Raw genomic sequence first — 14,128 nt, forward strand, 5'->3', positions numbered from 1 at the left:
CCACCATGCTGAGCCGCAACCTGCGCCACACGGTGCGCAGTCCGGACACGATGATCATGTCGATCGTGGTGCCGATCCTGATCCTGTTGATGTTCGTGTACGTGTTCGGCGGCGCGATGAACGTGGGCGGCCAGTATCTCGACTACGTGGTGCCCGGCATCATCCTGCTGTGCGCCGGATTCGGTTCGGCGACCACGGCGGTGAGCTTGGCCACTGATCTGTCCAACGGCATCGTCGACAGATTCCGCACCATGGACATCGCCCGTTCGTCGGTGGTGACCGGGCATGTGGTGGAGAGCCTGCTGCGCAATCTGCTCACCACCACTTTGGTGATCCTGGTGGCCGTCGCGATCGGTTTCCGGCCGGCCGGAGACCCGCTGCGCTGGCTCGCCGCCTACGGCATCATCGCGATGTTCGTCCTCGCGATGTCCTGGCTGGCGGCCGCGTTCGGGCTGCTGGTGAGCAATCCCGAGGCGGCCAACGCGTGCATGTTCTTCTTCATGTTCCTGCCGTACGTGAGCAGCGCGTTCGTGCCGACCGAGTCGATGCCGAGCGCGTTGCACTGGTTCGGCGAGAACCAGCCGGTCACGCCGGTCATCGAGACCATGCGCGGACTGCTCATGGGCACGCCGATCGGCAACAGCGCGCTGCTGGCGGTGCTCTGGTGCGGCGGCATCGCGCTGGCGGGTTATCTCGTCGCGGGTGTGCTGTTCCGGCGCAAGACAAAACACTGACGCGCCATGGGTACCGACGCGCCTTAGGTAAAGGTCCGGCTCCGGAGGGGTAGAGCCGGACCTTTACACCGCAGGTGTTCCGGCTCTAGGTGGGCGTGATCTGCTGAGCGGCCCATTGCAGCATCATGCGGAAGTGGTTGTCCCACCAGTTGTAGGAATCCTCGGTGAAGGCCGCCGGGGGCGGCAGCTCACCGGGGAAGAGCAGCGCGTTGTTCGGGGCGCCGACCTTGTTGGTCGCCGCCGGGATACCCGAACCGGAGAACAACGAGGCCGCGGCGTTCGTCTCGGTCTCGTGTGCGGGTTCGGCGGGCAGCAGCTCCGTCCGCTCCGGCTGGGCGCTCCCCCACCGCTGGACGGAGTACTGCGGCCGGACGTCGGCCGGATCGATGGTGACCACCGATATCTCCGAATCCGGCACCACGACCGGAGTCCGCCGGTCCAGCACCGGGCCCTCGACCCCGCGCGGATCGGGCCGGACCTGATCCAGCTTGCCCGCGACCGAATCGCCCCGGACGATCTTGGCGTCGGCGGTGCTGTGCGCGTCCTTGAGCGCCGCGCCCGGCAACGTCCGCGCCGAACCACCCGCCGCGTACACCCCGCCGACCACCAGGCCGCCCGCGAGCACGCTGGCCGCGGCGAACACCGCGGCGCCGCCACGCACCCGGCGCACCCGCTCCTCGGTCTCGCCGAGGCCGTCCACGTCGGCCATCGCGTACAGCGCGGCACCGGCCGCGGACGCCGCCGCCGAGGTCCTGCACGGGATCACCGGCGCGCCGAAGGCGTCCACCGCCGCGACCACCGCGGGCTTGCCCGCCGCCGAGCCGATCAGCACCACCGCGTCCGGCCGGACCGCCTGCGCCTCGAACTGATCCCAGGCCGCCGTCACCGCGGCGCCCATGGATTCCGCCGTCGCGCCGCCCGCCTGAGCGATCGAGGCGAGAATCCGGCGACGATCGCCGTCGACCAGGGTGAACGCCTGATGCCCCGGCACCACCTCGCAGATCAGCAGGTCTTCGAACTCGTCCAGCCAGGTCATCATCCCGGCCGCGCTGAGGTGCGCCGATTTGGACGACACGAGCGAGGCAGTGTGCCACTGCCCGGACGCCAGCCTGGTGACGATGGCCCGCCGCTCCGCCGCGTCCCGGTAGACGACCGCGGCGCCCGCGATCTCATGGTCATGGCCGAGCTCGGTGGCGAGTTCGTCCATCGCCAGCTCGACCGCTTCGGCCAAGTCCGCCTTGCTGTCGCCTGCCGTTCGTTTCACCCGATGCAGCAGCACGCGCTCGGGTAGCCGGGCGCCGGTGTCGGCGAACGCTACCGCGTGCACGGCGCCACGTTCGGTGGAAACGCCGAGTGTTACCACTGATCGAGCTACCACTGGTCACGCCTTCCTGGTCCTTTCGCGCGATGGAGCCACGCGCGCTCGGTATGTGTTCGGTGCCAGATTCGATCTGGATGGGTAGTGAATCGGACAGAAGATGAACACGCAGAAGCCGTGCGCGTGTCGTGTGCGTGTCCATACCGTTAGCCTGGATACGTGGAAGTACGCGCGGAGGCCAGGTCGAAGCAACGTCTGGACCCTGCGTTGGAGCTGCAGGACGACCCACAGGAGCTCATGCCGCGGCGACGGCCGACGCAGGAACGCAGCAAACGCAAGTTCGACGCGCTCTTACAGGCGTCAAGGGAACTACTCGTAGAAGTGGGTTTCGAGTCGTTCACCTGTGAGGAAGTGGCGGCGCGCGCCGAGGTTCCGATCGGCACGCTCTATCAGTTCTTCGCCAACAAGTACGTCATCGTCTGCGAACTGAATCGGCAAGACCTCGTTGCCGTTTCCCGGGAGCTCGCGGATTTCCACGGCGAGATCCCGTCGCTGGACTGGCTGCGGCACATGAACCAGTTCGTCGACCACATGGCGAACCTGTGGATGACCGACCCGTCCCGGCGCGAGGTCTGGCTCGCCATGCAGTCGACGCCGTCCACGCGGGCGACGGGCGCGATCCACGAGAAGGAGTTCGCCGAGGTCGTCGCGCAGATGCTGCGCCCGCTCACCCCGCGCACCCCGCGGCCGCGGCGCACCATGATGGCCGAGGTGCTGGTGCACGTCGTCTATTCGATGCTGAACTTCTCCGTGCAGGACGAGCAGAGCAACGCCGAGGCGGTGTCGGAGCTCAAGCGCCTGATGGTCGCGTATCTGCTGGTCGCGGAGAAGGAGTCCCGCTCGGCCAGCGGGCGCTAGGCAGCGCACCCTTTGTCGCCTAGCGCAAACAGAGCTACCCTCCAGCAATGGCTGGTCCACCACCACCTGGCGACCGTCGTGCCCTGCTGGCCCGGCTGTTCTCCCACGCCACCGAGCTGACCACCGAGGCGATCGAACGGCTCAGCGCGGAGATCCCCGCCTACGCGCAGCTGGATCGGGCCTCGCTGCTACCGGACGCCATCCGCACCGTGCAGCAGTTGCTGCGCACCCTCGCCGCGGGACGCGAATTGACCGTCAGCGAGTTGGCCGTCTTCACCGCGCTCGGGGAAGACCGTGGCCGCCAGGGGATTCCGGTGACCGAGATGTTCCGCGGCTGGCGGGTGGCGGTGCGGTTCGCGATCGATGAGACCGTCGTCATGGGCCGCCGCCTCGGCATGTCCGACAGCCAGCTGCTGGAACTGACCAACGACATTCTCGCCCTGACCGACACGGCGATCCTGGCGGTGACGCGCGGCCATCTCGACGCCGAATTCCAAGTGACCCTGCACGATCAGCAACACCGCGCCGACCTGGTCCGCGGCATCCTGTTCGGCACGCTCGCCGCGAGCGAGATCCGCCTGCAGGTCGAGCGCTACGGCCTGGATTCCTACCGCGAATACCACGCGATCCGCGTCCGTCCGAGCGCCGAGCTGCCCGCGGACCGGCTGATCCGGCTGCTCGAGCCACCGGCGAGCAACCCGGCCCGCGGCCTGCTCGCGGTCATCGACGGCGACATCGCCGGCATCGTGGACACGCCACCGACCGCGGAGCTCGCGACCGCGGCCGGCCTCGGCCCACCGGCCCGGCTGGATCGGATGGAGCCGTCGTTTCGCCGGGCGACCCGGGCGATGGCGACCGCGGACGCCTTCGAACTCACCGGCGTGCGCGACCTGGCCGGTCTCGGGCTGCTGCCCGCGATCCTGGCCGACACCGAGGTCGGCGACGAACTCGTCCGCCGCTACCTCACCCCGCTCGGCGAAAACGACACCGCCGCGGCGTTGATCGACACCGCCCAGCACTATCTGCGCAACGGACTGCGCGTCGATCACACGGCCAAATCGATGGGCCTGCACACCAATACGGTGCGTTACCGGCTACGCCGCTACCAGGAGCTGGTCGGGATCGATCTCACCGAACCCGACCGCGCCCTGGAAGCCTGGTGGGCGTTGCAGCGCAGCCGGTTACAGCGCACGCACCGAGACTGACTGTCCGCCTTACCCTTCGCGCCCTTCGATCAAATCCACCATCTCACCGGGATCTTCGAGCACCACCATCGCGGCGGCGGTGTCTCCGTCGTGGGTCAACGACAGGTGAACCCTTGCCCTGGGCAGGAATTCGGCGGCGAGGCCGTGCAGCTTGATGCTCGGCCTGCCCCAGGCGTCGTTGACCACTTCGATCAGCGGATACGGATTGTCACCGATCTGCGGGCGGCGAGCGAAACGTGATGAGGCCCAAGCCTTTATCACCGCTTCCTTCGCCGCCCAGCGCACCGCGTAGCTGCGCGCCGGATCGGTTCCCTTGCTCTGACAGTAGCGTCGCTCGCCCGCGGTGAAACTCTCTCTGAGCATGGTGGTTCCGGCGCGTTCGAGCTGTTCGGCGAACTCGGAGATGGTCACCAAGTCCAGGCCGATACCGAGGATCGTCATATGCCGGGAGCCTACGACCTGCTCTGGCGGCCGGTGGGCGAACTGTCCGCAATGTGGCCTGCGCCGCAACCGAAGCCGTCGGCCCGGTACGCGCCGTCCCCACCGAGGCGAGCCTCGGCCGAGAGCAGCACATCCGCTTCCAGCTGCCGCGACTGCTTGGCCGGCGTGCCGTCGCCACCCATGCGCCGATCCGCCGGGCGCTCGTACAGCGGGGCTCCGCCGCACATGGCCTCGGTGAACCGCTGCCGCCCGGCGAGCTGACGCTGCTGCGCCCGCTCCTGGTAGGCCGCGCGGCGCTCCGGGTCGATCGCCTGGATGAACGCCTCCGGATGCACCACCGCGAGCAGCCCGTTGACGTGCCCGAAGCCGAGCGAGGTCAGCAGGCCCGCCTTCAGCGCGAACTTCTCGCCGAAGCGCAGCGGCTCGCGCGCCCACACCAGGTGCGGGTACGCCTGCATCTTCTCGTCGACACAGTCCAGGCTCCGGTTCGGCGGCACCACACCGTTTTCCAGCACCTGGCACAGGCCGATCAGCTGGAACGCGGCCGCGCCGCCCTTGGCGTGCCCGGTCAGGCTCTTCTGCGAGACGACGAACAGCGGGGCCCCGTCGGAGCGGCCGATGGCCGTGGCCAGGCGGGTGTGCAGCTCGGACTCGTTCGGGTCGTTGGCCGCGGTGGACGTGTCGTGCTTGGAGACGACCGCGATGTCGTCCGGGCCGACGCCGAGCTTGCGCAGCTCCGCGGCGAACCGGGACTCGCGCCCGCCGCGCCCCGCACCGAGCGCGCCGAGGCCGGGCGCCGGGATGGAGGTGTGCACGCCGTCGGCGAAGGACTGCGCGAAGGCGAGCACGCCGAGCACCGGCAGGCCCATCTCCACCGCCACGTCACCGCGGGCCAGCAGCACGGTGCCGCCGCCCTGCGATTCCACGAACCCGCCGCGACGGCGGTCGTTGGCGCGGGAGAAGTACCGGTCGCTGATGCCCTTGGCGCTCATGGCCGCCGAGTCGGCGGTCGCCGACATGTCGCCGAAGCCGACGATGCCCTCGATGCCGAGATCGTCGAAGCCGCCGGCCACGACCAGCTCGGCCTTGCCGAGGCGGATCTTGTCGACGCCCTCTTCCACCGATACCGCGGCGGTGGCGCAGGCCGCCACCGGGTGCACCATCGCGCCGTAGCTGCCGACGTAGGACTGCACCACGTGAGCGAGCGCCACATTGGGCAGCGCCTCCTGCAGGATGTCGTTCGGCCGCGACTCGCCGAGCAGGTTGTCGACGTAGAGCGAACGCATGGAGGACATGCCGCCCATGCCGGTGCCCTGGGTGTTGGCCACCAGGCTCGGGTGCACCCAGCTCATCAGTTCCGCCGGGCTGAAGCCTGAGCTGACGAACGCGTCCACCGTGCAGACCACGTTCCAGAGGGCAACGCGGTCAACCGAATTCGCCATCTCCGCGGAGATGCCCCAGATGGTCGGATCCCAGCCGGTCGGGATCTGGCCGCCGACCGTGCGGGACAGCTTGGCCCGGCGCGGCACCCGAATCTCGGTGCCCGCCTTGCGCGTCACCGTCCAGTCGGCCGAGTCCGCCACCGGCACGATGACCGTGTGCTCGGGGTCGGCCGCGTGGAAGGCGCGGGCCTCGGCCTCGCCGCCGACCGTGAAGGTCAGGTCCTGATCGAGGAACACCGACGTCATCAGCGGTGCGCTGTTGTCAATCATCGCGCCGTCGTCACCGTAGCGGCGCACGCCACAGCGCGCGATCACCGCGTCGTGGTACTTGTCCGCCAGCTCGGATTCGGCGACGTAGTCACCGGATTCGGCGTCGTACCAGCCGGGCTTGGGATCGTTCTCCCAGGTGACCAGGCCGGTGGTCCAGGCCAGCTCGAGCACGCCCGCGGCGGAGAGCCGGTCTTCGACCTCCATCTCGAACCGGGTGCGCGCCGAGCCGTACGGGCCGAGCTCGCCGGCCCCGACGATCACCACCATGTCGGCGAGATCGGCGGTGACCGTGCCCCATTCGGGCACCGGCAGCACCGAGGACAGGGTCGGCGGTGCGGGCAGCGCCGAAATCGTCGCCGCCGCTTCCGCTTCCGCCTCGTCCTCGGCGGCGCGTTCGGCCGCCTGCTTGGCCAGTGCGGGCAGATCCAGCTTGGCCCTGGCCAATCCGCCGGTCAGGTCGATCTGCTGCGGGCCGGTCACGGTGACCTGGCGGGCCCGCGAGGTGCACCACTTGAGCAGCTCGTCGGCCATCTCAGCGGTGGACCAGGTGGTCACGCCCGCCGCTTCGACCGCCTCGACCATCGGGTCGTTGTGACCCATCAGTCCGGTGCCGCGCACCCAGCCGATCATCGCGTGCACCAGGGTGACCCGGGTCGACCACGACTTCTCGGCCCGCCACTTGGCGACCACGGCGTCGAGCGCCGCCTTGGACTCGCCGTACGCGCCGTCGCCGCCGAAGAGGCCGCGGTTGGGCGAACCCGGCAGCACCACATGCAGTTTCGCGTCCACGTCGTGGTCGGCGCCGATGGTGGACAGGCCACCGATCAGCCGCTCCACCGACCAGAGCAGCACGCGCATTTCCATTTCCGCGCGGGCGCCCGCGTCGGCCAGGTCGCCGGCCACCCGCGGCGCCGCGAACGGCAGCAGCAGGGTCGGGGTCAGCGCGTCCTTGGTCTTGACCTTCGCCCCACCGGCGTTGTCCACCTGCTCGGTGCCGACCCACTCGATGAGCGCGTCGATGTCCTGGTAGGACGCCATATTCGCGGGCACCACCCAGAGGGCGGCGCCGTGACGGGCGTTGTCCCGGTACAGCTTCCGGTAGAAGCTCAGCCGTTCGTCGTTGAGGCTGGACGTGGTGACCACCACGGTCGCGCCGCCGCCGAGCAGCTGCCCGGTGACCGCCGCCGCGATGGAACCCTTGCTCGCGCCGGTGATCACCGCGATGTCCGCGGACCAGATGCCGCGGTCGTCGGTGCTCAGCGCCGCCTGGCCGATCCGCTCGTAGACCCCGGCCAGCACCGACCGAGCCTCGTGCTTGGCCCGCTCGCGCCACCAGTTGGCCTGCGCGGCAACGGCTTCGCCGGCCCCGAGGTAGCCGTTCACCGGCAGCTCGGCGGTCTCGGCGTCGTTGCCGAGCCACAGCCGGGCCAGATCCTCACGGGCCGTGGCCCACCGGTCGTCGAGCAGGACAGCCTTACGCGGATCGAACGCGGGCGCGACCAAACGCGGCCAGTCCGAACCCAATTCGGCCGAGACCAGGTCGACCAGGGAGTCGTCGGTCGCCTCTGGGGCAGACACCTGCTCGGTCAGGCCGAGCTGCTCGAGCACCACGCGGGCCGCGGTGGCGAGCACGCCGTCCCGGCCGGTGATCTGCTCGGTGAACTCGCCCAGCGCGGCCGCGTCGACGGTGCCACCGCCACCACCACCCGCGGACGGCAGCGAGACCGCGACCCCGCGGCGCGCGGCGACCGCCTGCACGGCGGCGTCGATGGCCGCGTCGACCGAGGCGCCGTCGCCCAGCGCGCCGGAGACCAGCCCGCCGAGGTCGCCGCCGCGGACGCTGGCGCCCTCGCGGGTGCCGAGCGAGACCTCGGCGGTGACGTGGCTGGCCCAGCCGTCGCCGAGTTCCCAGACCTTCTTCACCCGTTCGGCGATCGCGGCCGGGCGCTTGCCGGACGGGCCGAACACCTTGCGCAGGTGGTCACCGATCGAGTCGGACAGCACCGAACCGAACGGCTTGTAGGTGCGGGCGAGCCGCTCGACCGTGACCGACAGCGCGCCCATGTCCGCGTCCGCGGCACCGTCGATGGCGCCGAGCGAGAGCTCGGAGCCGAGGTCGACGAGCAGCTGGTTGCGGCGCGAGGAGACGCCGTCGCACAGGCCCTCGATGGTGTCGACCGGGCCGATCTGGTCCAGCCGCAGCTTGGTCCACAGCGCGATGAGCACGCGGGTGGCGTCGGCGGCGGTGAAGGCGATGTCGTCCGGACGGGGTCCGCCCGAGCTCGCGACCGGTGCGGCGGCGGCCACGGGGGCCGCGGCAGGCGTTGCGGCCGAAGCGGTTTCGACGGCTTCGTCGATCGGCTCGTCGACCGGGGCGGGATCGGTGTCGGTGGAGTAGACGATCCCGGCCTCGCGCTCGAGGTTCAGCACCTCGACCGTCGCGCCGCTGAACGCCGGCAGCTTCAGCGTCTGACTGGCCAGGTTCGCCACGGTGGGCGTTGCGCCCAAACCGATTTCGACGAACCGCTCGACTCCGACGCCGCCGTGCGCGGTGTCGGTGAACAGCAGGTCCTGGGTCTCGATCCAGCGCACCGGGCTGGCGAACTGCCACGCCAGCAGTTCGACCAGCACGATGCGGCACAGCTCGACCGGTCGCGCCGACCAACCCTCGAAGTCGGCGAGGACCGCGGCGAGCGGCTCGGACGGCACCAGATCGGCGATCTCCTGGATGAATTCGCGCTCCAGGGAGAACGTCTTGGGCACCAGGTTCGGGATGTAGCGGCCGATCAGGACCTCCGGGTGCAGGTCCGCGGGCAGCAGCTGCTCGAGCTTGTGCCGGAACTCCGGCACACCCTTGCGCAGCACGGTGGAGTGGAACGGCACGTCGATGCCGGGCACCAGGATGAACGCCCGCTTGCCGCCGAATTCGGCACGGCGGCGGTCGATCTCGGTCTCCAGCGCCTCGAGCCCGGCGACCGTGCCCGCGATGGCGTACTGCGAGCCACGCAGGTTCAGGTTGACCACCTCGAGGAACTCCCCGGTCGCCTCGCCGATGCCGTTGACGAAGTCGATCACCTCGTCGTCGGGCAGTCCGATCTGCGAGGGGCGGATCGCCGCGAGCCGATAGTCGCTGCGGCCCTGGGCATCCCGCGGCACCAGCTCGTGCATCGCGGAACCGCGCTGGAACACCACCTCGAGCACCGCCTCCAGCGGCAGCACCCCGGCGGCCGCGGCGAGCGCGTTGTACTCACCGACCGAGTGCCCGGCCAGCATGGCGCCCTCGACGAAGGCGCCGGCCTCGCGCAGCTCGGCGACCTGGGCGACACCGAGGACCGCCATCGCGACCTGGGTGAACTGGGTCAGGTGCAGCACGCCGTCCGGGTGCCGGTGTTCGACCCCCCGGGCCTTGAGGTAGGTCGGATTATCGCGCACCACAGCGAGAATGGAGAAGCCGAGCGCGTCGCGGGTGTGCTTGTCGGCGCGGTCCCAGATCGCCTTGGCGGCCTTGGAACGGGTCCGCGCGTCCAGGCCCATGCCCTTACGCTGAATGCCCTGGCCGGGGAACGCGTAGACCGTCTTCGGCGCGGCGGTGCGACCGGTCGCGGTCATCACCAGATCGCCCGCGGTCCGGCAGGAGACCTCGACGATCTCCGCGCCCGCGTCGACCGCGATCCGCTCGACGCGCACGTCGATTTCCGCGCCGGGACGGACCATGCCGAGGAAGCGGGTGGTCCACGCGGTCAGGGTGCGGGCCGGGATCGCGCTTTCCGGGTCGATCGCCGAGACCGCGTGCTGCGCGGCGGCCGAAAGCCACATGCCGTGCACGATCGGGCTGCCGAGACCGGCCAGCTTGGCCGCGGAATCGCTGGTGTGGATGGGGTTGTGGTCGCCGGAGACCGCGGCGAACGCGTGCATGCTGCGCGGCGCGACGATGGTCATGTCGCGCCGCCGGCGGCGCGGGGTCTCGGTGGCAGCGTCGGACACTGTGCCCGCGGCCCGCGGCGGATCGGTGAGCTCGCCCGCGCCGTTGCGGCCGCGGATGGCGAACCGCTCGGTGAGGGTGGCGACGGTCGGCATGGACATCCCGGTTTCCGGCCGGTCCAGCATGCCCGTGATGCGCACCCGCACCTCGACCACCCGGCCCAGGTCGGTGTCGAGCGTCTCGCCCGCCTCCGCCCGCACCGCGAGAACGCTTGCGCTGGTGGGCAGTTCGCCGGCCAGCTCGATCTGGTGGTCCAGGTGGACCAGGTCCAGCATGCCCTCGATCACGCTCGCGCCATCCGCCGCGCGCGCCGCGCCCAGCACCGCGAACACGGCGGGCCAGCAGGCGCCGACCAGCACGTCGGGGACGGTGCGGCCGAGCGTGCTGAGCGCCGGCGGCAGACCCGAGCCGGTGACACCGGCGTGGTCGGCGACCAGATCCGGCGACCAGGCGATGTTGAGGTGGGCGATCCTGCCCTTCACCTCGGGCAGCGACTGCCCGGCGGCGACCGCGATCAGGGCGGTCATCGCGGTGTGCGCGTCGGCCTCGGTGACCACCGGGGCGCCGCCGTTGTAGGTGGTGACCGGCACGGTGATGCGGATGCGAACCACGTTGCTGCCCAACAGCGGAACGGTCAGCTCGACATACGCGTTGCCGGCCTCCGGACCGGTGGTCTCGGTCAGCGTGGCACCGCTGGGCGGGTGCACGGCGCCCTTGCCGTCCACCGTCCACTCGGCCACGTCGCCGAGCCGGTACACCGGGTTGACCGTGGTGCGGCCGGACCATTCGATGTCCGGCGCGGCGAGCACCGTGTCGATCGGGCCGGTGGTGACACCGGCGACCCGGCGGGCGTCGATCGCGACCGGCACCACACCGGCGCGAACCAGCGAGTACGCGGTGTCCTGCTCGAACCGGTCGAGCAGTTCGCCGACCGGCTCGTCGACCCGGGTGATACCGGCGACGGACACGGTGCCGGGGATCACGCACACCTGATCGGCGGAGTAGCGCGGATCGTGGGCCTGCCACAGCGAATCCGACCGCCACCAACGGCGCACGTCGCCGTCGACGACCGGCACGAAGTTGACCGGCTTGCCCGGGGTCTTGCACAGCGACACGAAGAACGGGACGTCGGCCGGGTGCAGCACGGTCTGCTCGGCGATTGGGTACTGCGCCTTCAACGCGCACAGCGCGCCGACCGGGTTCTCGAAGGCCGTGTCGTCGGCGAACAGCGTCGGGATCTCACCGCGATCGGCCGGGTGCAGCCGGGATTCGGTGCGGCGCATCATTTCCGCGAACCGATCGCGCCAGGTGATGTCGAGCCACACCGAACGGGTGGCGTCGGCGATCGCGTCACCGATGTCGCTGCCGCAGTCGAAGTCCTTGCGCCGGTCCAGGCCGACCGCGAGCTCGATGTAGCGCTCCAGCCAGTCCAGGTAGGTCATCGAGGCGACATCGCCGAAATACGGCTTGGCCGTGGCGTTCAGCGCGGCGATGATCTCCTCGCGGCGTTCGGCGACCGCGTCGGCGTCACCGGCGACCTCGTCGAGCAGCCGGCCGGTGCGCGAGGCGGCATTGTCGATCTCGTGGATGTCGGCGCCCAATTGGCTACGGCCCGAAGCCATTCCGCCGGACGCAGTGCCCGCGCCGACCCAGTCGGGGGTGCCGGGGGTGTCGACCAGCAGCTGCTTGACCTCGGCCGCGGTGGTCGCCTCCAGCGTCGCCATGGCGGCCGTGCCGACCAGCACGCCGTCCAGCGGCATCACCGGGTAGCCGTGCTGGGCGCTCCACTCGCCGGTCAGGTATTCCGTTGCGCGCTCGGGGGTTCCGATGCCGCCGCCGACGCAGACCACCACGTTCTCGTGGTTGCGCAGTTCGGCGTAGGTCTCCAGCAGCAGGTCGTCCAGGTCTTCCCAGGAGTGGTGCCCGCCGGCCTTGCCGCCCTCGATGTGCATGATCACCGGGTAGTCCGGCACCTCCGCGGCGATCCGCAGCACCGCGCGGATCTGCGCGATCGTGCCCGGCTTGAACGCCACGTGGGAGATGCCGACCTCGGTCAGTTCCTTGATCAGCGCGACGGATTCGTCGAGTTCCGGGATGCCGGCCGTGACGATCACACCGTCGAACGGGGCGCCCGCGGTGCGGGCCTTCTGCACCAGTCGCTTGCCGCCGAGCTGCAGCTTCCACAGGTACGGATCGAGGAACAGTGAGTTGAACTGCACCGCACGCCCCGGCTGCAACAGCGTCTTCAGCTCGGCGACCCGATCGGCGAAGATCTGCTCGGTCACCTGTCCGCCGCCGGCCAGCTCGGCCCAATGCCCCGCGTTCGCCGCCGCGGCAACGATTTTCGCGTCGACGGTCGTCGGTGTCATGCCCGCCAGCAGAATCGGCGAACGCCCGGTCAGCTTGGTGAACGCGGTCTCGACCACGATCCGCCCGTTCGGCAGCCGAACCGGGCGGGGCGCGAACGCCGTCCACGGTGCGGCCGTCGCCGGCGCGGCGCCCGGGGTGAGCAGGCTGCGCTGCCCGGCCCGGGTCGCGGCGGCGACCATGCCGACGCCGGTGCCCTTCAGCGAACCGCCGGTCACCCGGGACAGCAGATCGCCGGGGCCCAGGTCCAGAATCCATTGCGCGCCAGCGGCAACCACGCCGTCGACGATCTCCACCCAGTCGATCGGGTCGACCAGGATCTCCTGCGCGAGCGCGCCGGCCAGCGCCGCGTCCAGCCCGCACTGGTTGGCCCAGGAGCTCACCAGATCCACCGTGTCGGCCAGCGCCGGGTGGTGGAACGCGACGTCGACGAGCACGTCCTCGAAGACCGGCGCGAAGATGGCGCCACCGCGCACCTTGGCTTCGCGTTCGCGCGACTGCTCGTCGTGAATCTGGGCGCAGCGCTGGCGGACTCGCTCCAACTGCGCCGGCGTGCCGGACAGCACCGCGCGCCTGCGCCCGTTGCGGATCGACACCACCGCCGCCGAAGCCGGGTCGATGCCCTCGGCCACCTGGGCCACCACGGCCCGCAACTCCTCGGGATCGACGTTCGACACCGCGACCATCGGCGAGCGCTCGCCCACCGGCATCAGCCCGCGCCGCCGCGCCACCAAACCGGCGGCCGCGCCGATCAATTGCGCTACCGCCAGGATCTCGGCGTCGCGCTGCCCGCCGGCCTCCACCGCGGTCGCCGCCAGCCGGCCCTGCGAGTGGCCCACGATCGCCACCGGCGCGTGTTCGGCCGGATCCAGACCTTGCAACCGCAGCGCGCGCATCGCGGCGATCTGCGAGAGCAGCACGCCCGGCATCGACACCGCGGCCGAACGCAGAATCTGCGCCGACGGGGCCGCGGACACCTCACCCTGGTCGGTGTCGACCAGTTCGTCCTCCAGCATCCACCCGATCGGGTCGAAGCCGACCGGACGGACCACAAGCAGTTGGGCCGCAACGGGTTCCAGCAGCGCTTCCGCCTCGTTGACCAAAGCGGTCAATTCGGGCTCCAGCGCGCTGTCGCGGCCGATCTCTTCCAGTTCGTCGAGCCACTGGGCGCCCTGTCCGCCGAACGCGAGCGCGTAGGGCGTCCCGTTCAGCAGGCGATCCAGCAGTGGCGATCGGGTCCCAGCCCCCTGGGCCGCACCGACCTTCGCGCTCTGTCCGGTACCGGTCTCGGTGCTCTCGTTGATCGTCAAGACGATTCGACTTCCTTCTCCTGGCGACATGCCCTCCGAGACACGCCGCTCCCTCCGGTGCGCAGGTGTTCCTCAGCGTTGGGGCCTGATAACGGCGAGGATAGCCAGAATCATGAGGAAATCCTCACGTTTGCTCGTCGC

6 protein-coding genes are annotated in these 14,128 nt (G+C 70.4%); 3 read left to right on the forward strand and 3 right to left on the reverse strand.

Annotation, left to right across the window (positions count from 1 at the left end; all coding sequences use genetic code 11):
- The first annotated feature begins 5 nt into the window (after positions 1-5).
- Positions 6-734, forward strand: coding sequence for an ABC transporter permease (locus tag ACFYO1_RS29370; RefSeq protein ID WP_387238653.1), 729 nt, complete (start codon positions 6-8; stop codon positions 732-734).
- A gap of 85 nt (positions 735-819) precedes the next feature.
- Here the strand turns inward: ACFYO1_RS29370 and ACFYO1_RS29375 are convergent, their stop codons facing one another.
- Entirely contained in the window at positions 820-2,112 is a 1,293-nt protein-coding gene (locus ACFYO1_RS29375) for a hypothetical protein (protein WP_387237563.1), read from the reverse strand.
- Positions 2,113-2,349: 237 nt separating this feature from the next.
- Here ACFYO1_RS29375 and ACFYO1_RS29380 point away from each other — a divergent pair, with 237 nt between their 5' ends.
- Positions 2,350-2,970: a TetR/AcrR family transcriptional regulator gene (locus ACFYO1_RS29380; RefSeq protein WP_223885232.1), complete on the forward strand. Its 621-nt coding sequence runs from the start codon at positions 2,350-2,352 to the stop codon at positions 2,968-2,970.
- Between the two features lie 47 nt (positions 2,971-3,017).
- A complete protein-coding gene (locus ACFYO1_RS29385; RefSeq protein WP_387237566.1) occupies positions 3,018-4,175 on the forward strand; it encodes a PucR family transcriptional regulator in 1,158 nt (385 codons plus the stop codon).
- A 9-nt stretch (positions 4,176-4,184) separates the two neighbouring features.
- Here the strand turns inward: ACFYO1_RS29385 and ACFYO1_RS29390 are convergent, their stop codons facing one another.
- Both ACFYO1_RS29390 and ACFYO1_RS29395 read right to left on the reverse strand, forming a co-directional pair.
- A complete protein-coding gene (locus ACFYO1_RS29390; RefSeq protein WP_150403360.1) occupies positions 4,185-4,616 on the reverse strand; it encodes a holo-ACP synthase in 432 nt (143 codons plus the stop codon).
- Positions 4,617-4,627: 11 nt separating this feature from the next.
- Positions 4,628-13,987: a fatty acid synthase subunit beta domain-containing protein gene (locus ACFYO1_RS29395; RefSeq protein ID WP_387237569.1), complete on the reverse strand. Its 9,360-nt coding sequence runs from the start codon at positions 13,985-13,987 to the stop codon at positions 4,628-4,630.
- Positions 13,988-14,128 lie beyond the last annotated feature (141 nt).

It is taken from the genome of Nocardia sp. NPDC006044 (assembly GCF_042871115.1).
Classification (GTDB): Bacteria; Actinomycetota; Actinomycetes; order Mycobacteriales; family Mycobacteriaceae; genus Nocardia.

Excerpts from the sequence above, each read along its gene's own strand:
- ACFYO1_RS29390 (WP_150403360.1), bottom strand. The coding sequence starts at position 4,616 with ATGACGATCCTCGGTATCGGCCTGGACTTGGTGACCATCTCCGAGTTC.
- ACFYO1_RS29370 (WP_387238653.1), top strand. The coding sequence starts at position 6 with ATGCTGAGCCGCAACCTGCGCCACACGGTGCGCAGTCCGGACACGATG.
- ACFYO1_RS29380 (WP_223885232.1), top strand. The coding sequence starts at position 2,350 with ATGCCGCGGCGACGGCCGACGCAGGAACGCAGCAAACGCAAGTTCGAC.
- ACFYO1_RS29385 (WP_387237566.1), top strand. The coding sequence starts at position 3,018 with ATGGCTGGTCCACCACCACCTGGCGACCGTCGTGCCCTGCTGGCCCGG.